This is a genomic window from Vibrio aerogenes, from assembly GCF_024346755.1.
GTDB lineage: Bacteria > Pseudomonadota > Gammaproteobacteria > Enterobacterales > Vibrionaceae > Vibrio > Vibrio aerogenes.
In genome coordinates this window covers 1,446,629-1,466,076 of the sequence record NZ_AP024861.1, presented here as the reverse complement: position 1 = coordinate 1,466,076, position 19,448 = coordinate 1,446,629, and the positions used below count along the sequence as shown (strand labels likewise).

At 45.7% G+C, this 19,448-nt stretch carries 15 protein-coding genes; 7 read left to right on the top strand and 8 right to left on the bottom strand.

Going from position 1 to position 19,448, the window contains the following annotated elements:
• Positions 1 to 258 precede the first annotated feature (258 nt).
• The 7 genes from OCV29_RS06605 to dgcN form a co-directional block, all read right to left on the bottom strand.
• Entirely contained in the window at positions 259 to 1,692 is a 1,434-nt protein-coding gene (locus OCV29_RS06605) for an efflux transporter outer membrane subunit (protein ID WP_073605588.1), read from the bottom strand.
• Positions 1,682 to 4,837, bottom strand: a complete 3,156-nt coding sequence (locus OCV29_RS06600; protein ID WP_261887378.1) for an efflux RND transporter permease subunit — start codon at positions 4,835 to 4,837, stop codon at positions 1,682 to 1,684. Before OCV29_RS06600 ends, OCV29_RS06605 begins: the two co-directional genes overlap by 11 nt.
• Before the next feature lie 3 nt (positions 4,838 to 4,840).
• The gene (locus tag OCV29_RS06595; RefSeq protein WP_073605590.1) at positions 4,841 to 5,992 is read right to left on the bottom strand and encodes an efflux RND transporter periplasmic adaptor subunit; all 1,152 of its coding nucleotides are present in this window, start codon (positions 5,990 to 5,992) and stop codon (positions 4,841 to 4,843) included.
• Between the two features lie 301 nt (positions 5,993 to 6,293).
• The gene (locus tag OCV29_RS06590) at positions 6,294 to 6,929 is read right to left on the bottom strand and encodes a LysE family translocator (protein ID WP_073605591.1); all 636 of its coding nucleotides are present in this window, start codon (positions 6,927 to 6,929) and stop codon (positions 6,294 to 6,296) included.
• 169 nt (positions 6,930 to 7,098) lie between these two features.
• Complete coding sequence (locus tag OCV29_RS06585) at positions 7,099 to 7,959, bottom strand: D-amino-acid transaminase (RefSeq protein WP_245796972.1); 861 nt, start codon at positions 7,957 to 7,959, stop codon at positions 7,099 to 7,101.
• Positions 7,960 to 7,966: 7 nt separating this feature from the next.
• Positions 7,967 to 8,941, bottom strand: coding sequence for an N-acetyl-D-Glu racemase DgcA (dgcA, locus tag OCV29_RS06580; RefSeq protein ID WP_073605593.1), 975 nt, complete (start codon positions 8,939 to 8,941; stop codon positions 7,967 to 7,969).
• The gene (dgcN, locus tag OCV29_RS06575; protein WP_073605594.1) at positions 8,941 to 9,945 is read right to left on the bottom strand and encodes an N-acetyltransferase DgcN; all 1,005 of its coding nucleotides are present in this window, start codon (positions 9,943 to 9,945) and stop codon (positions 8,941 to 8,943) included. The genes dgcA and dgcN overlap by 1 nt, the downstream gene beginning before the upstream one ends.
• Before the next feature lie 885 nt (positions 9,946 to 10,830).
• On the opposite strand from dgcN, the gene alr reads away from it, so the two are divergent.
• Complete coding sequence (gene alr, locus OCV29_RS06570; protein ID WP_073605595.1) at positions 10,831 to 11,910, top strand: alanine racemase; 1,080 nt, start codon at positions 10,831 to 10,833, stop codon at positions 11,908 to 11,910.
• A 252-nt stretch (positions 11,911 to 12,162) separates the two neighbouring features.
• Positions 12,163 to 13,041 carry an NAD(P)-dependent oxidoreductase gene (locus OCV29_RS06565; protein ID WP_073605596.1) on the top strand — a complete coding sequence of 293 codons (879 nt, stop codon included), beginning with the start codon at positions 12,163 to 12,165 and terminating at the stop codon, positions 13,039 to 13,041.
• A 2-nt stretch (positions 13,042 to 13,043) separates the two neighbouring features.
• Here OCV29_RS06565 and OCV29_RS06560 read toward each other — a convergent pair whose 3' ends face one another.
• Positions 13,044 to 13,514, bottom strand: coding sequence for a GNAT family N-acetyltransferase (locus OCV29_RS06560; RefSeq protein WP_073605597.1), 471 nt, complete (start codon positions 13,512 to 13,514; stop codon positions 13,044 to 13,046).
• Between the two features lie 519 nt (positions 13,515 to 14,033).
• Between OCV29_RS06560 and OCV29_RS06555 the strand changes: the two genes are divergently transcribed.
• The 5 genes from OCV29_RS06555 (at position 14,034) to frdD (ending at position 19,427) form a co-directional block, all read left to right on the top strand.
• The gene (locus tag OCV29_RS06555) at positions 14,034 to 15,284 is read left to right on the top strand and encodes a 2-hydroxycarboxylate transporter family protein (RefSeq protein WP_245796973.1); all 1,251 of its coding nucleotides are present in this window, start codon (positions 14,034 to 14,036) and stop codon (positions 15,282 to 15,284) included.
• Between the two features lie 837 nt (positions 15,285 to 16,121).
• Positions 16,122 to 17,924 carry a fumarate reductase (quinol) flavoprotein subunit gene (gene frdA, locus OCV29_RS06550; RefSeq protein WP_073605599.1) on the top strand — a complete coding sequence of 601 codons (1,803 nt, stop codon included), beginning with the start codon at positions 16,122 to 16,124 and terminating at the stop codon, positions 17,922 to 17,924.
• Entirely contained in the window at positions 17,924 to 18,667 is a 744-nt protein-coding gene (locus OCV29_RS06545) for a succinate dehydrogenase/fumarate reductase iron-sulfur subunit (RefSeq protein WP_073605600.1), read from the top strand. The genes frdA and OCV29_RS06545 overlap by 1 nt, the downstream gene beginning before the upstream one ends.
• A gap of 1 nt (position 18,668) precedes the next feature.
• The gene (gene frdC, locus OCV29_RS06540) at positions 18,669 to 19,052 is read left to right on the top strand and encodes a fumarate reductase subunit FrdC (RefSeq protein WP_073605601.1); all 384 of its coding nucleotides are present in this window, start codon (positions 18,669 to 18,671) and stop codon (positions 19,050 to 19,052) included.
• 9 nt (positions 19,053 to 19,061) lie between these two features.
• Positions 19,062 to 19,427 carry a fumarate reductase subunit FrdD gene (gene frdD, locus OCV29_RS06535; RefSeq protein WP_073605602.1) on the top strand — a complete coding sequence of 122 codons (366 nt, stop codon included), beginning with the start codon at positions 19,062 to 19,064 and terminating at the stop codon, positions 19,425 to 19,427.
• Positions 19,428 to 19,448: the final 21 nt, after the last annotated feature.

The window sequence follows — 19,448 nt, the reverse complement described above, 5'->3', positions numbered from 1 at the left end:
ATAAACTGCTCATCTGGATGTGTCTGGTGGCGCAAACAGACAAGGGCATTAGGGCATTAATGCCCTTGTTTAAGCCCTTTTTTATCAGCGAAAAGGGATGGCTTGAGCGGTTTGCGGAACCAGATATATCCAGATCAGAAAAGGGCTTAGAATGGTATGAAGATGTATGATTCAGGTCATTTGGATATAAAAAATGCCACGCAATCAACATGAGTGGCATCAGATAGTTGGTACGTCAATCACCTGGGGCGTGATAATTTAATCCGTCACAGCCAATGGTACCTGAGTTGCTTCCTCCTGATCAGCAGCCCTCCAGCCACCTCCCAGTGCTTTATACAAACTCACCCGGCTGACCAGCAGGTTCAAATGTGCCGACAGTTCACTCTCTCTTGCACTGAACAGAGAACGCTGCGCATCGAGTAAATCCATATAACTATCATTCCCCTGTTCATAACGCATTTTCGCCAGATCATAATAGTCTTTGTTGGCAGCAAGGTTTGACTGTTGCGCATGCCATTCTTCCATATAATATTGCTGGCCCAGCAACGCATCAGACACTTCTTTAAACCCGGTTTCAATGGCTTGTTGGTAAGCAATCACAGATTTTTGTTTGGAAATCTTTGCAACATCCAGTGAAGCCTGATTATTCCCCCAGTCAAAAACCGGAACTGAAATTGACGGTATAAACTGCCACATTCCCGAACCTGAACCGAACAAATCGTCCAGAGAACTACTCATACTACCGGCATTTGCGGTTAAACTGATTCGCGGGAAAAATGCAGCTCTGGCCGCACCGACATTGGCATTCGCCGCCTTTAATGAATGCTCGGCAGAAAGAATATCAGGTCGGGACAGAAGCAATTCTGAAGGCGCACCGACTGCCAGCGCAGTCAGCATTCGCCCGTCTTCCTCCGGCAGCCGCGACTCAATTTTCAGCTTCAACGGCGCCCCTATCAGTTGTCTCAACGTATTGTACTGCTGTGAAACCGACAACTTATACGTCGCCAGAGTCGCTTCCGCACTATGAAGAGCCGTTTTACTTTGAGCTAATGTTAAAGCACTGCTATAACCGGAGTCGTAACGCGTTTGTACCAACGCCAGAGTCTCCTTATAGGCTTTCACCGTGTCTTTGGTCAGATTCAGCAATTCCTGTTCAGCTAACAGGCGGATGTAAGCTGAAGCGACCTCAGAAACCAGTGAAATTACCGCGCTCCGGCGATTTTCATCCTCAGCGATATAAGATTCCAGCGCCTGATCAGACAAGTTTTTAACCCGGCCAAACAGGTCCAGTTCATAACTGGTAACACCCACGGTCGCTGAATACTGAGAACTGTAAACCGTGCCGTTGCCGGTCACCGCATCGGAAGTACGCTGCCGGGTGCCCGAACCATCAACATTCAGTGCCGGAAAACGTGCGCTGTCCTGAATGCGGTATTGTGCCTGCAGCGAGGCAACATTCAGCAAGGTCTGCTTCAGGTCTTTATTGTTTTTCAATGCAGACTCAATCAGAGACTGCAGCTGTTGATCTGACATAAATGTCCGCCAGTCAGGCAACGCAGCCTCATTTTTCATCTCTTGAGACATGCCCTGCCACCCATCTGACGAAGAAGACACAGGACGTTGATAATCGGGTGCAAGGCTACACCCGCTCAAACCTGCCACGATCAACAGGGATAATATTTTAATTCGCATCAGACACCTCCCCGGCAGGCTGAATCTCTTTACCAATCTGTCTTGGCTTGGTTCTGAAAAGCCGCATCACAATGACGAAGAATACCGGCACGAAGAAAATCGACAACACAGTTGCAGAAATCATCCCGCCGACAACACCCCATCCAATGGCATGACGGCTTGCTGCACCCGCACCGGAACTCAATGCAAGCGGTAAAACCCCCAAAATAAAGGCGAAAGATGTCATCAGGATCGGACGTAAACGCATCCGGCACGCATCCACCGTAGCTTTGAGCAACGGCATTCCCTGATCATACAATGACTTGGCAAACTCAACGATCAGGATGGCATTTTTAGCTGACAGCCCTATCGTGGTTAATAAGCCGACCTGAAAATAGATATCGTTTGATAATCCTTTCAGCATAGTTGCTGCAACCGCCCCGAAAATCCCCAAAGGCACGACCAGAATGACCGAAAACGGCACACTCCAGCTCTCATAAAGTGCTGCAAGACACAAGAAGACGATAAGCAATGAAATTGCATACAGCAGGCTGGCCTGAGAACCGGATTGTTTTTCCTGATAAGAAATACCACCCCATTCAACACCAATACCATCAGGCAGCTGACTGACAATATCTTCAATCGCTTTCATCGCATCACCCGTACTTTTGCCCGGTGCTGCCGCACCCTGAATATTCACAGACGGGAAACCATTGAAACGTTCCAGTCTTGGTGAACCAAATGTCCAGTAAGTTTTAGCAAATGAATCAAAAGGCACCATATCGCCATCACTATTTCTGACATGCCAGAGGCTGAAATCCTCCGGATTCATCCGGTACTGAGCATCCGACTGAACGTACACTTTCTTGATTCTGCCATTATCAACAAAATCATTCACATAGGAAGAACCCCAGGCGGTTGACAGTGTTGAATTAATATCACTAACCGAAACCCCCATCGCCATGGCTTTCTCGTAATCAATATCAATCCGTAATTGCGACGTGTCTTCCATACCGTTCGGACGTACCGAAGCCAGTTCCGGATTTTGTGCTGCCATACCAAGCAACTGGTTCCGGGCCTGAATCAACTTGTCATGTCCGAGGTTACCCCGGTCAACCAGATAAGCATCAAACCCACTGGATGTACCCAACGCCGGAACAACCGGAATGTTAAAGGTAAAGATCTGCGCTTCCTTCACCTGAGAAAAAGCACCCCATGCCCGGCCAATAATAGCATTCGCAGCCTGAGCCGGACTGGGACGTTCACTCCAGTCTTTCAGCTTCACAAATGCCATCGCCATGTTCTGCCCGCCACCAGCGAAACTGAACCCGGCTACGCTGAATATTGAAGCAACACTGTCTTTTTCATCCTCTAAAAAGTGGCGCTTAACTTTATCCACCACGTTCAGCGTCCGCTCCTGAGTTGCACCACTGGGCAGTTTAATCATCACCATCACAACGCCCTGATCTTCCTCTGGCAGAAATGATGTAGGCAGTCTTGTCCACATAAAGATCAGCCCACCGACAATCAAAAGGTATACCAGCCCGTAACGCAGCTTATGTGTCAGCCCTTTCTCTACAGTATTCCGGTACCGGATCGTGCCCTGATTGAACAGCTTGTTAAACAGTGCGATCGGTCCCCGTTGCGCCTGATGGCTTCCTTCTGTAAGCGGACGTAATATCGTCGCACACAGTGCCGGCGTCAGAATCATTGCAACCAGTACAGACAGCACCATCGATGACACTATGGTGATCGAGAACTGACGATAAATCGAACCCGGCGCGCCGCCAAAGAATGCCATCGGAACAAACACCGCACTCAGAACCAGTGCGATCCCGACCAGTGCACCGGTAATCTGTCCCATCGATTTCCGCGTGGCTTCAACCGGGGATAAACCATCTTCAGCCATCACCCGCTCGACGTTTTCGACCACAACGATGGCGTCATCCACCAGTAACCCGATCGCCAGCACAAGGCCAAACATGGTCAGTGTGTTAATCGAAAAATCAAAAGCAGACATAATGCCAAATGTTCCAAGTAAAACCACTGGTACTGCAATGGTCGGAATCAATGTGGCACGAATATTCTGCAGGAAGAGATACATCACGAGGAAGACCAGAATCACCGCTTCAATCAGTGTATGAACAACTTCTTCAATAGAGATTTTAACAAATGGCGTGGTGTCAAACGGATACACAACTTTGACGCTATCCGGAAAGAACTGAGAGAGTTCATTCATTTTAGACCGCACTGCATCCGCCGTGTCCAGAGCATTCGCACCTGTTGCCAGCTTCACCGCAATACCGGTTGCGTACATACCATTGTATTGTCCGACAGCCTTATAGCTCTCACCTCCCATTTCAACCCGGGCAACATCTTTCAATCGAATCTGCGCCCCGTCAGTATCCACACTTAAAAGGATATTCTGAAAGTCTTCAACGGTACTTAAACGCCCCTGAGAAGTAATCGTTGCGTTAAGTTGTTGTCCCTTCACAGCAGGTGTTCCGCCGATATCACCCACAGACACCTGTGTATTCTGCGCACGGATAGCACTGTTCACATCACTGGTTGTCAGACTGTATTTATTCAGCTTATGGGGATCAAGCCAGATACGCATGGAGTGCTGAGACCCAAACACATCGACTTCACCAACCCCCTGAACACGACTCACGGACTCTTTCACATTTGAAATCACATAGTCAGACAGTTCAGTGTTATTCATCGAGCCATCAGTCGAAATAAAACCAACCACCATCAAAAAGCTGCTGGTTGACTTCGCGACCGTAATTCCCTGATTCACGACGGCATCAGGCAAATTAGACTCAACCGCATTGAGTTTATTCTGCACCTGAACCTGAGCGATATCCGGGTCTGTACCGGTCGCAAAAGTTAACTGCGTCGTAAACCGCCCGGAAGAATCACTGGTGGAAGACATATACAGCAGGTTATCAATGCCCGTCATATTTTGTTCAATAATCTGGGTCACGCTGTTTTCTACCGTTTTGGCAGAAGCGCCTGTATAAGTACCGGAGATACTGACTGCCGGGGGTGCAATCTGAGGATACTGCTCAATGGGAAGCACTTTAATTGCCAGTACACCCGCAAGCATGATAATGATTGCAATGACCCATGCAAAAATTGGTCTGTCTATAAAAAAGCGGGCCATAAGTTAATGCTCCTGTGTCATCTCTGTCAGATTAACTGTTACAGCACTGCCGGCCTGAATCTTCTGCAGTCCACTGACAATCACTTTATCACCAGCTTTCAGGCCAGACTCAACCAGCCAGCTTGTCCCGACGACGCGATTCGCAACAATCTCACGGTTTTCTGCTTTATTGCCCTGGCTCACCACCATGACATGCGCGTTGCCCCGAACATCACGGCTGACAGCAGCCTGTGGTACCAAAATCGCACTTGATCGTTGTTCAACCGGTACATCCGCCCGAACATACAGACCCGGTAATAACATCCGGTCGGGATTCGGTAATAATGCACGCAGGCTGACAGTCCCTGTTTTTTCATCCACGGTGACATCTGTAAACTGTAATGTCGCTTCCTGAGATATTTGGGTTCCGTCATCCAGGCTGAGGTGAATACCATTTAATTTCTGTTCACCTTTTTGGGTATGTTTCTGTCTGAGTTTCAGCAACTCATTGCCAGACTGGGATAAATCAACATAAAGTGGGTTCAATTGCTGAATTTTCGCAAGATAAGCCGTTTGATTCGTCGTGACAAGCGCACCCTCTGTCACAGAAGATTTACCAATCCGGCCAGAAATTGGTGCCTTAATTTTCGTATAGTCAAGATTAATCTGAGCCGATTTCACATTGGCTTTTGCCGCCATCACCGATGCGATTCCGGCCCGGTAATTGGCCTGTGAGTCTTCATAATCCTGCTCACTAATCGCTCTTTTCTGAATAAGATTCTGATAACGCTGCGCCTGTAGTTTTGCTTTTTCCAGAGTTGCCTCAGCAGAAGCCAGATCGGCATTGGCACTATCCAGTGCTGCTTCATAGGTCGAAGGATCAATCTGATAAAGAACATCACCTTGTTTTACCAGACTGCCTTCAACAAACAGCCGTTTTACAATAATGCCCGCAACCTGTGGGCGAACTTCGGCAATACGATATGCACTGGTCCGTCCGGGCAAGCGAGTGGTCAGTTCCAGAGGACGGGACTGAATCGTGACAGCATCAACAGCCACAGCTTGCGGGGCGTGATTTTGTGCTGATTTTGTCGCATCAGGCTGACACCCGGTCATTGCCACAGCAAGACTTACAGCAAGGATTGACTGACGACAAAGGGGTAAATATTTCGTCATGCATTACTCTCCTGAATACAGCTGTCAGGACTCTTAAACAGCCGTCATAGATAAATAGCTCTGATAGTGTTCATATCAGAGAATGATTCATTACACTTAAAAACAAATAATTAGGACTTAAACGAAACAGATAATAAACCGGGCCTGAGCAACCTCATGCCACGTGTCTCACCCGGCCCCGATATACCTGCAGTTCCGGTATAGTAATCCTTAAACAGGTTAAAATATGGTTAATAGTCACCAGGGTTTCAAATCAAACTTCAAACAGATTGCATTTGTCCGGTTCAGGAATACAAATCAGTCAGCGGCTCGTTGCAGCCAGCACACCGCCCGCAACAATGAAAGCACTGCCGGAAACCCGGTTAAACAACTTCCCTGAACCGAATCCGGATAAAAATACCGCAACTTTTTTTCCGGCAGCGGCGTAAAAGAACATGATGGAACAATCCATGACAAACCAGGTCACCGCCAGAATAAGCAGTTGGGGTAAAAACGGGGAGCCAGGATCAATAAACTGGGGGAATAAAGCACCGAAAAACAATAAATCTTTGGGATTACCGGCCCCGACAATATATCCCCGTTTGAAACAATGTGAAAAAGGCACTTGCTTAGCAGGAAGATTCACAGACGCGGATGGCTGTTCAAGCCGGACAGATTCGGAGCGCCATGTCTGAATTCCCAGATAGATTAAATAGATGCCACCTGCAATTTTCAGAAACAGGAACAAAGACGCTGACGATTGCAGTACCGCACCAACGCCAAATGCAGACAGACTCATTAATGTCAGGGCAGCAAATCCACCACCAAAAATCGTTCCCAAAGCTTTCCTTGCCCCATACTTTGCACCGTGAGTCAGGCACAAAATGGCAGAAGGTCCGGGAAAAGCAATCAGTGCAGAAATGACGAAAAGAAACATAAGCCATTGGTGAATTTGCATAAAACATCCTGTTAACAATCAGCAAAGACATTTAATAAATCATACTTACGTATAAAAATCCACCCTATCTGTATTGCCGGACGATCGCCGGATAACCGGAACAACATGCCCTCATTCAGATATAAAAAAACCAACCAGAAGCGGTTGGTTTCTACTGCTTTCAAGGCAATTATTCAGCCATTTCTCTTGCGGTCCGGATATATACATCACGGAGCTTCATCGAAACCGGCCCAGGCTTGCCATCTCCGATCTCACGATCATCGATTGCAATCACCGGCCAGACAAATGTCGTTGCCGAGCTGATAAAGGCTTCTTTCGCTGCATAGGCTTCTTCAATTGTGAATAAACGCTCTTCAATTTTCAGTTCAGCGTCTTCAGCCAGCTTCATCAGCGCTGCACGGGTAATCCCGTGCAAAATATCATTACTCAGTGGACGGGTAACCAATGTACCATCCTGTGTGACAATATATGCGTTACTTGAGCCACCTTCAGTCACATAACCATCTTCAATCAGCCAGACATCCGAAGCACCCGCAGCATGCGCAGCGTGTTTGGCAAGGCAGGCAGGTAAAAGGCTGGTCGTTTTAATATCACGGCGTCTCCAGCGAATATCGTCAAAAGAGATAACCTTAATCCCTTTTTGAGCCACTGCGCTGTTAATTAACTGTTTTGCCTGTGTGAACAAAACCAAAGTCGGCTCAATATCTTCGCTGTAAGAGAAGTCCCGATCACTTTCAGCACCACGGGTCAATTGCAGATAAACACCGCCTTCTTCAACCCCGTTTTTATCAATCAGAGTTCTCTGAATTTCAATCAATTCTGCTGCACTGACCGGAATCTTAATGCCAAGCTCATGACATGAGCGCTCAAGACGCGCCATATGTCCCGCATTATCAACCAGCTTTCCGTCAAGCACAGATGTGACTTCATAAACGGCATCCGCAAACAGGAAGCCCCGGTCAAAAACAGATACTTTCGCCTCAGATTCAGCGACGTAAGCACCATTCACATAAACAATTCGTTCCATCATATATTCCTCATCCCCATAACGCTGAGTCAAAGGGCATCATCTGATTCTCTTCAAATCTGAAGCCACGTTCAATATCTTTGCTCAACAATAAAGGGCCATCCAGATCGACAACTTCTGCACCCTGTGCAACAACGTAAGCCGGTGCCATACTTAATGAAGAAGACAACATACACCCCACCATGACTCTCAATCCGGCCGCTTCCGCATCTTGCTTCAGCGCCAGAGCTTCTGTCAGACCACCGGTTTTATCTGTTTTTATATTAATCATGTCATAACGACCAACAATATTTTTCAGACTCTTTCTGTCATGACAGGATTCATCCGCACAAATCGGTATCGGACGTTCTAAGTTATCCAGCACTGCATCCTGATCGGCGGGAAATGGTTGCTCAATCATCGCGACATTCAGCTTTTCCAGTTCCGGAATCAGTGCCTGATAGGTGTCAAGATCCCATGCTTCATTCGCATCCAGAATAATGGTTGCATCAGGTGCACCACGGCGTACAGCTATCACACGCTCTAAATCTTCCGCACCGCCAAGTTTTAATTTCAGTAACGGACGAAATGAATTATCAACAGCAGCCTGTTCCATTTTTCGCGGCTTATCCAGTGATAAGGTATAAGCCGTTGTCAACGGCTCCGGATCTGCTTCCAGCAACGACCAGATACTTTTACCCTGATGCTTACATTCCAGATCCCACATTGCACAATCAACCGCATTACGCGCTGCGCCAGAAGGCAATAAAGACTGCAACTGGGTCCGGTCAATACCGCATTTGATTTCCGGAATAATGCCACGAATTTGTGCCATCACACTTTCAATGGATTCGTGATAGCGGGCATAAGGCACACATTCTCCACGCCCGGTGACACCATCTTTTTCAATTTCAACAATGATGGTGTCTGCTGAAGTTTTACTGCCCCGGGAGATAGTAAAGCTTCCACGAATCGGCCAGCTTTTTGTGTACAGACTGATATTCATTACGACTCCGAAAGATTATCTACAATTCGGCCAACCCCTTGCCGGAAAGGATCAACAACCGGTAAACCAACTTTTTCTTCCAGCTGACTCATGTAGGTCAGTGCTGCATCTTCGTCAAGCGCGGAAGTATTCACCGAAACACCAGCAAAACGAACATCCGGATTGGTCAGACGTGCCGTTGCAAGGTTTGCTTCCATGCAGGCATCAATTTCAGGGAGCTTATATTCCGGCAGTCCACGCATGTGTTCACGTGTCGGTTCATGGCAAAGCACGAGTACATCAGCCTGGGAACCATGAATCAATCCTGTTGTTACGCCCGCAAAAGAAGCATGGAATAATGAACCCTGACCTTCAATGACATCCCAGTGCGCTTCATCATTTGCCGGTGTGATGGTTTCAATGGCACCGGCGATAAAGTCAGCCACAACACAATCAGCACTGACACCGCCACCAGTAATCAAAATACCGGTTTGGCCTGTGGCTCTGAAATCTGCGTCCATGCCGCGATCTTTCATCTCTTTTTCGATGGCCAGCGAGGTATACATTTTGCCGACAGAGCAATCAGTACCAACGGTTAATAAACGCTTACCAGAACGCGGTTTACCATTGGCGACAGGATACGCCTGAGAAGGATAACGAACATCAAACAATGAACGACCATGCTTCTGCGCACATTCAACTAAAGCAGGAATATCATTCAGTTTGTTATGTAGTCCGGCCGCAATATCCATCCCTGCTTCCAGAGCTTCAACTAACACACCCACCCATTCATCTGAAATGATACCGCCTCGGTTCGCCACCCCAATGACCAGCGTCTTGGCACCAGCATTGACGGCCTCAGTAATGGACATGTCAGTCAGTCCACAATCAGCTTTGCAACTGTCTAAACGAAACTGACCCACACAATACTCAGGACGCCATGTTTTAATTCCCTGAGCAACTTTTGCAGCTAACGCATCTGCTGCATCACCTAAAAACAATAAATAAGGCTTTTTCAGTTCCATCTTTTCATCTACTCCGTCGCTAAAATTTATGGATGAATCCGTTACACTTTCAATTCTTTTTTGAACATCTCACTAAACGCTAAGCAAAATACATGACAATTATTCTGAAGGGAATCATCCCAGAGTGAATACAATATCGGAACAACACTTATTATATGAATTTAAATTCAATTTTAATGAATATAAAATCACATCAAATTTAAATTGAAATTTAACAGAAAAATCCGGACAGGTGCTCTTTCTCAGAGTCATATTCCGGGTGGAAGGGGGAAGTCAGAAAAAAACTTCACCAAACAGATAATTTTGAATTTATATAATTTTGCCATTTATCCAAAAAAATAGAGATTAACACTAACAAAAAAAATTAATGTAAAATTTAAAAACTCCATCCAAATCACAGTTCACGCTAAACAGATAAGTGAATCATTTACATGAAACGCACCATTATGGTTCATTTATCACCAATATAGTGCATTTAAGATGCTTTTTTTAGCTTTGCCCGGGAAATTATCAGACATTCAGCGCTGTTTATCATAAAATGTGCGTCTGACAGTGATGAAAACAAAAACAGAATATTCAACTAAAAAAATTACAATATAAGAAACTAAATAAAATCCCTTTGGATTATCTGAAATATTCACAACATTTTTAATTATCCGGGGCGAAACACGCATACTTCCGGCACAAACACCCCATCTGTAGCTGGTCTGTAACTTGCTAAAATTAATCGTGAAATGGATCAGGGTTGGTTATACCACCAGGTCAGAAGCTGTTGAGAGAACCCACAAACAAGCTTAAGATTGTGCTTCAATACCTTACTGCCGTGGCCCATTTGAATCAGGACAGACAGACAATTCAATCGATTTATCAATATCAGGAACGATTATGATCACAGCAGAAGCCGTCATTGATCTACAGGCGCTCAGGAATAACTACAACAAACTCAAAGCACAATGCAACAGCGAAAAGCTGGTCGCAGTCATCAAAGGTGATGCATACGGACACAATGCAGTCAAAGTTGCACAGGCATTATCTGAAGCTGACATGTTTGCTGTCTCCAGAACAGAAGAGGCGGCAGAACTCAGGGAAGCGGGTATCGATCAACCCATTTTACTCCTTGAAGGTTGCTTTTGCAGTGATGAGCTTAAAGCAGCGGCTTCCATGAACCTGCAAACCACGATTCATTGCGCAGAGCAGCTGGAAGATCTGAAACAAACTCAACTGGAAAACAAAATCACCGTATGGTTAAAGCTGGATACCGGGATGCACCGTTTAGGTGTCCAACCGGATGAACTGGCACACTATGTCGCCCAGATACAGAACACGAATCAAGTCCGGGGAGATATTGGTTTCATTAGTCATTTTAGCTGTGCAGATGACCTTTCCTCGCCTGCAACGCTTGCCCAGATGGAATTATTCAAAGCATACACTGCCCCTTACCCCGGTCCGAAAACACTGGCGAATTCTGCAGGCATCTTTTACTGGAAGGACTCACATTTTAATGTATCCAGAGCCGGTATTGCGTTATATGGGATTTCACCCATTCCGGATAAACAAGGCTATGATCACGACCTGACACCTGTAATGACCCTGAATTCAAGGCTTATCGCGGTCAGAAAACACCAGGCCCACCAACCCGTTGGTTACGGTGCGCTCTGGGAATCAAAACAGGCAACGCATATTGGCGTGATTGCCCTGGGATATGGTGATGGCTATCCGCGCTCAACACCTGCGGGAACACCGGTTTATATTAACGGAAGAGTTGTTCCTGTCGTTGGCAGAATATCCATGGATATGATCACTGTCGATTTAGGCCCGGATGCGACAGACAAAGTAGGTGACCTCGTTGAGTTCTGGGGTAAGCATCTTCCGGTTGAAGAAATTGCCCGGCATATTGGCACGATACCTTATGAACTGGTCATTCAGTTAACGAAACGTGTCACGCGAACATTTATACCCAAATAATCTGAATGTTCAGGCAGCGAAGATGCTGCCTTTGCTGATTTAAACCAAAACCACCGATTAAAATATGTCAAAAAACTCTAATTGACATATGTCATCCAATACCGCATTATTCTTAAATCAATCGTGTTTAGAAAAAAGGCGCCATCGCTCCCAAAGCTATCTCAGGATAGGGTTCAGAGCGTTTAAGTATAATATAAACTTCAGTGCTGGCATTTTCCTGTCAGACCCGCCATCAGCAAAAAGGAACCTCTCATGGATAAGAATAATGTTGCTTTCATTGGATTAGGTGTTATGGGGTATCCAATGGCCCGGCACCTTTCTGAGGCCGGATATCAAACTAAAGTCTTTAACCGCACCCGGCAAAAGTCTGCTGCATGGGAAAAACAATACCATGGCATCGCTTGTGAAAAACCAGCGGATGCAGCAGCTGGCAGCCAGATCATCTTTATCTGTGTCGGAAATGATGATGATGTCAGAAGTGTCATGTACGGTAAGGATGGCATATTAGCGGGGGCAGAATCTGGGACAATTATTGTCGATCACACAACAACATCCGCAGAACTTGCACTTGAACTGGCAAAAGCTTGTGAACAGCAACAGCTTCATTTTATTGATGCTCCGGTTTCTGGCGGACAGGCTGGTGCAGAAAGTGGCACACTCACTGTGATGTGTGGGGGGAATACTGAAATATTTGAACAAATCCGCCCAGTGATTTCATCCTATTCAAAACAGGCAGTTCTGCTTGGCGGGCATGGTCAGGGGCAACGCTGTAAGATGGTCAATCAAATCTGCATCGCGGGTATATTGCAGGGCCTGAGTGAAGCACTGACACTGGCACAGCATGCCCACCTTGATATTGGGCAGGTTGTTGATGTTTTAAAACATGGTGCAGCTGGTTCATGGCAGATGGAAAACCGCGCCGAAACGATGTCTGCAGGACAGTTTGATTTTGGTTTTGCTATCGACTGGATGCGTAAAGATTTAGGTTTCTGCATCAATGAAGCGGAAAAGAATCAGCTTGAACTTCCAATGACGAAACACGTTGACCAGCTCTATGCCAGCCTGCAACAGCGAGGTTTAGGACGGATGGATACATCAGTCCTGATCAAAGCCTATGATCAGGATAAATAGTCTCATCCTGCTCTCTGAGTCATTTCGGAGAGCACCCGCTTCATCGGGATATAACGGATACCATTTATCTCTTCTTCCTGACCTTCGATACTGAATCCGTTTGCCTGATAAAAAGCCACAGCATTGGGTGAAGCTTTCAGAGCCAACGTCTCAGAAGTCACAAACTCTGAGATCAAATGATCCAGTAATTTACGGCCTATGCCGCACCCTTGTATACAACCGGCTACAAAAAGCTTTGTAATGTAGTGGCCTTTTTTAATGGCTGCAAATCCAAGTAACTGCCCATCAATCACCAGTTTGACAGACTGATAGTCTGCACCCAGAACAGAAACGCGGACTTCATTGGCAACGACAGATAAGAAGTATGCCTGCCCTTCTTCTGTTAAACCGGGGAAGATATCATGGCGGGCAACCTCAACGACCAGCTCAATGATTTTTTCTATATCTTCCACTTCTGCCTTTTTGATATACATCTGCTACCTCAACGCCTGAACACCACATCTCTGAGCGATAAACCACCAGATTAATATAGATCCCCCGATCACCTCAAGATGCATGTTCAGCGAGCGCTGACTAAATAACTTGCTAAATATGCGCCACTTTTGGTTACGAGGAAGGTATTTAGATAAAAATGAGTTGACCTGAATATTTGATTACAAAATATATATCCAATAAATATTAAAAATATTTCGGTCATCTTCATCATTCAATTACAATAATTATTCAATACTAAATAAAATCATGATTTTGTTATTTCACACCGAAAACCCGACATATACACCATCGTCCATATATAAGTTTCTCCTCCGATAAATATTATCCATATTTAAAAGTTACAAAAGCAAAAGATACTTACATTAGAGGCATTGTCGCGCTATTCCCGGAAACATATTGCTAGACTAGCGTCATAAAAATCATAACATCCTATATTCTAATAGAGAGAAGGTGAACATATGTTGACCAGCCCAACAATAAATACAAATGAAAAACGTATGGCGCATATTATTTTTGCGTTGTCAGCCATTATTATTTTACTTGCAACAATCGAGAATAAGATGCCTTCAGGCATCATCGGAGCGATAGGCGTGATGGCCGTCGTCGGATACATATTAAATGTTATCGGAGACAAAACCCCCATTATCAATCAATTTTTTGGTGGTGGTGCGATTGTTATCATCTTCGGCTCCTCTTATCTGTTCCACAGTAACCTGCTCCCCCATGAAATCGCCACTTCGATTACGACTTTTGTCAAGAGTGGCGGTTTCCTCTCATTTTTTATTGCCAGCTTAGTCACCGGCTCCATTTTAGGTATGGAAACAGATGTCCTGAAAAAGGCAGCGTTGAAATACATTCCTGTTATTTTCGGTGGTGTTGCTATGTCGTTTCTGCTGGCAGGCGTGATTGGCAGCTTACTTGGCGAAGGTTTCTTTGATTCTGTCATGTTAATCGCCTTACCGATTATGGGTGGTGGTATGGGCGCAGGTGCCGTGCCACTGGTAGAAATCATGTCAGGTAATACCAATATGTCAGCAGAAATACTGATGTCAAAAATGGTACCGGCACTGGCTATCGGCAATGCGATGGCAATTGTTATGGCAGGGCTTTTAAGCAAATTAGGTGATATCTACCCAGCCCTGACCGGAAACGGAAAACTGATTCGTTCATCTCATGATAATGATTCATCCGACAGTCAGGAGTCGGAAAGTAAACTCACCATTGATGTACTGGGAATTGGTGCGCTGCTGGCTATCACCATGTACTACGTGGGCAGCATGTTAAGTTCTGTGATCAACATGCATACTTACGCTTTAATGATTCTGTTTGTCGCTTTTGTCAAAGTAATAGGTGTGATTCCACGTGAAATGGAACAGGCGGCACATGCCTGGTATAAATTTGTTGTGAACAACTTAACGCCGGCGTTATTGGTTGGTATCGGTGTCGCTTATACCGACTTGAATCAAATCATCGCTTCGCTGAGTGTGAGCTACTTCCTGATGGTCTTTGCGACGGTGCTTGGCGCTATCCTTGGCGCTGCCATCATTGGACACCTGATGGGGTTCTATGCAATAGAAGCAGCAATTACAGCCGGTCTGTGTATGGCAAATATGGGCGGTACCGGAGATGTCGCGGTGCTTGCTGCATCCAAAAGAATGTCACTGATGCCCTTTGCACAGATCTCCTCAAGAATCGGTGGTGCGTTTATGCTTATTCTGGCAACGGTGATTCTGTCAATTTTAAAATAAAAGACTACGTCAAAAACAAATAAAAAAAGCCACACATGTTGTGGCTTTTTTTATTCACAATGGATCAAATAGCCAACTCATTAAAAAAATAAAACAAATTATCAAATAAATTTGAATATATAATTCAACTTGTCGTTATGAATACCAGTTAACTACGCCAACCTATTAATGATTGAACGATTCATTTTATATGCCTGTCATCTAAATCAGTACAGGTGCTATTCTCCGGTTATAATCATCAAACTGTTCCTGATAATTTTATATTCCCGGCCAAGCCGAATATCTTTTATTTCGTTAAGCCAATCTTCCAAAGCTAATATTTCCTGCCTGTTTTTATTCCCTGTCGTTCTCAAGCGAAATATTCAGCAGACACTGACTGGTTTCTGGGCAAAGTATGAATCAGTGAACATCGCTATTCGCTGAGAAATCATCACACAGAGCTGGTACCGGTCATCCACGATTCCCATAGTCCATTGTGATCAGGCTCTGCTTTTATCGATGCTGTCATTACCAGGGCGTGTTGATCCCGGTCTCTATTAACAGTTTAAAAAGTTACAAAAGCTATAAATAGTTACATTTGCTTCAAAATCAATATTTTCATCTGAGTGGATTGTTAAAATAACCACATAAAATTCACGGTAAACAATCAATCATTTACTGCGAAAAAATTAACAGTCAGCCCAAAGGAAATGCATTCAAAATCAAAAATATAAGAATGCATCAGCAATGTCCGGGCCCTGAGGCTCAACGGGCCCGGACATCTCTTTTACTGAAGAAATCATGCCAATGATTCATCAGTAAGTTTAATGACAAAAACATATACACTGGAGGATAACTGTGAAAATAATTACCACAGATATCGCTGTTATCGGAGCTGGTGGCGCCGGACTTCGTTCTGCTATCGCAGCCGCGGAAGCAAACCCGGATTTAGATATCGCTCTGATTTCTAAAGTCTATCCAATGCGTTCTCACTCCGTTGCAGCAGAAGGCGGTTCCGCTGCTGTTATTAAAGAAGAAGATAGTCTGGACAATCATTTTAATGATACGGTCGGTGGTGGTGACTGGTTATGTGAGCAGAATGTCGTTGAATACTTCGTCTCCAATGCAACCCGGGAAATGATCCAGATGGAACAATGGGGATGCCCGTGGAGCAGGAAAGAAAACGGCGAAGTCAACGTCCGTCGATTTGGTGGCATGAAAGTGGAAAGAACCTGGTTCGCAGCCGATAAAACTGGCTTCCACATGCTCCATACCCTCTTCCAGACTTCCATTAAATACACACAAATCAAACGCTTTGATGAATACTTTGTCGTTGACCTGCTGGTGGTTGATGGTGAAGTTCAGGGGCTGGTTGCCATCCATATGTCTGAAGGCGATCTGGTGATCATCAAAGCCAAATCTGTCATTCTGGCAACAGGTGGTGCCGGACGGGTTTATCACTGTAACACCAATGGCGGCATTGTAACGGGTGACGGCATGGCAATGGCGTACCGTCACGGCGTTCCCCTGCGGGACATGGAATTTGTTCAGTATCACCCCACAGGCTTACCGGGTACCGGAATTCTGATGACTGAAGGATGCCGTGGCGAAGGGGGAATTATCCTCAATAAAAATGGCTACCGTTATCTTCAGGACTACGGTTTAGGGCCTGAAACTCCGGTGGGTCAGCCAAAAAATAAATATATGGAACTCGGACCACGGGATAAAGTCTCTCAGGCATTCTGGCACGAGCAACAAAAAGGCAACACAATTCAACACCCGCTCGGTGACGTTGTTCACCTTGATCTTCGCCATTTGGGCGCTGACTATCTGCATGAGCGTCTGCCATTCATCTGCGAACTGGCAAAAGCTTATGTCAACGTCGACCCGGTCAAAGAACCGATTCCAATTCGTCCGACCGTTCACTACACCATGGGTGGTATTGAGACCAACAGCGACTGTGAAACCCGTATTCAGGGCTTGTTTGCTGTTGGTGAATGTGCTTCTGTCGGCCTTCATGGTGCAAACCGCCTCGGCTCAAACTCTCTGGCTGAATTTGTCGTTTTCGGTCGTGTTGCCGGTGAACATGCCGCACAAAGAGCGCAATCATTCTCTGGCTGGAATGATGCATCGATTGAACAGCAGGTCAAAGCGATTGAAGCCCGGATTGAAAGTCTGCTGAATCAGGAAGGCGATGAAAACTGGGCTGATATCCGTACGGAAATGGGTCACACCATGGAAGCCGGATGTGGCATTTATCGTCAGGAAGATCTGATGCAACAGACCGTCGAAAAGATTACTGAGCTAAAAGCCCGTTATAAAAATATTAAGATTAAAGATAAAGGAAAAGTCTTTAATACCGACCTTTTGTATGCACTTGAAGTCGGGTACGGGCTCGAAGTCGCTGAAGCAATGGTTCACTCCGCAATCCTTCGACGCGAGTCCCGCGGTGCTCACCAACGTCTTGATGAGGGATGCACAGAACGGGATGACGTCAACTTCCTCAAACACTCTCTGGCATTTTATCAACAGGATGCCGCACCATCGATTGATTACAGTGATGTCACAATCACCAAGTCACCACCAAAAGCCCGACTCTATGGTGAAGCAGCCGAGAAAGCTGCCGCAGCAGAAAAGGCTAACGGGGAGGAACAACAATAATGTCAGCGAACCGAATTCAATCAGTTGAGATTCTTCGTTACGATCCTGAGAAGGATCAGGAACCTTATTTGCAAAAATTCAGTGTGCCCTATGATGAAACGATGTCAGTACTGGATGCACTCACGTATATCAAAGATCATCTGGATAAAAACCTGTCTTACCGCTGGTCATGCCGAATGGCTATCTGTGGCTCCTGCGGCATGATGGTCAATGGCATTCCTAAACTTGCCTGTAAAACATTTCTGCGGGAGTATCCGGATGGCCTGAAAATTGAGCCTTTAGCCAACTTCCCTATCGAGAAAGATTTAATCGTCGATATGACGCCATTTATCGAGCGTTTAGAAGCGATTAAACCTTACATTCTCGGTAATGACCGGAAGCCGGAAGATGGTGCGAACCTGCAAACGCCAGCACAGTTGGCTAAATACAAGCAGTTCGCTGCCTGTATCAACTGTGGACTTTGCTATGCGGCTTGTCCGCAGTTTGGTTTGAACCCAGAGTTCATCGGACCTGCGGCCCTGACTTTGGCACATCGCTATAATCTGGATAGCCGTGATCACGGTAAAGCCGAACGTATGAAGATTATTAACGGTGAAAATGGCGCCTGGGGATGTACATTTGTTGGCTTCTGTTCTGAGGTTTGCCCTAAAAATGTTGACCCGGCAGCGGCAGTGAACCAGGGAAAAGTCGAATCGTCGGTCGATTTTGTGATTGCCATGCTGAAACCTCAGGAGGAAGCATAAAATGAGTCACCGTAAACCTTATATCCGCGAAGTCAAAAGAACGTGGTGGAAGAGTCTTTCTTTCTACCGTTTTTATATGCTTCGTGAAGCGACTGTACTTCCGCTGATTTTCTTTACCCTGTGCCTGTTATTCGGATTAATCAGTCTGGTAAAAGGACCTGAATCGTGGCAGCACTGGCTGAACTTCATGTCCAGCCCAATCGTCATTATCCTGAATATGATTGCCCTGCTCGGCAGCTTGTTCCATGCGCAAACTTTCTTCAGCATGCTGCCTCAGGTGGTTCCTGTCCGGATCAAAGGCAAACTTTTAAATAAGAAAATTATTGTTCTGGGACAATGGGCAGCAACCCTTGTTATTTCACTCGTCATTCTGGCGCTTGTTTAAGGAGATCTCATGATAAATCAAAATCCTAAACGTTCAGATGAACCTATCTGGTGGGGACTGTTTGGTGCAGGCGGAACATGGTTTGCCATGATATCTCCCGTAACCATTCTGGTTGTCGGACTGTTGTTACCTCTCGGAATCATCAATCCGGATGCATTCAGTTATGAAAACATGACCCATTTCATGGCAAATATCTTCGGTGCCTTATTTACTATCGGCACACTGGCGTTACCAATCTGGCATGCCATGCACCGTGTTCACCATGGTATGCATGATCTGAAATTCCATACGGGTACTGCCGGTAAAGTGGCGTGCTATGCATTTGCTTTTTTAGTATCTGCACTCGCTGTCGTATTTGTGTTGATGGTTGGATGAAGGTTCACGAAAGCACACATT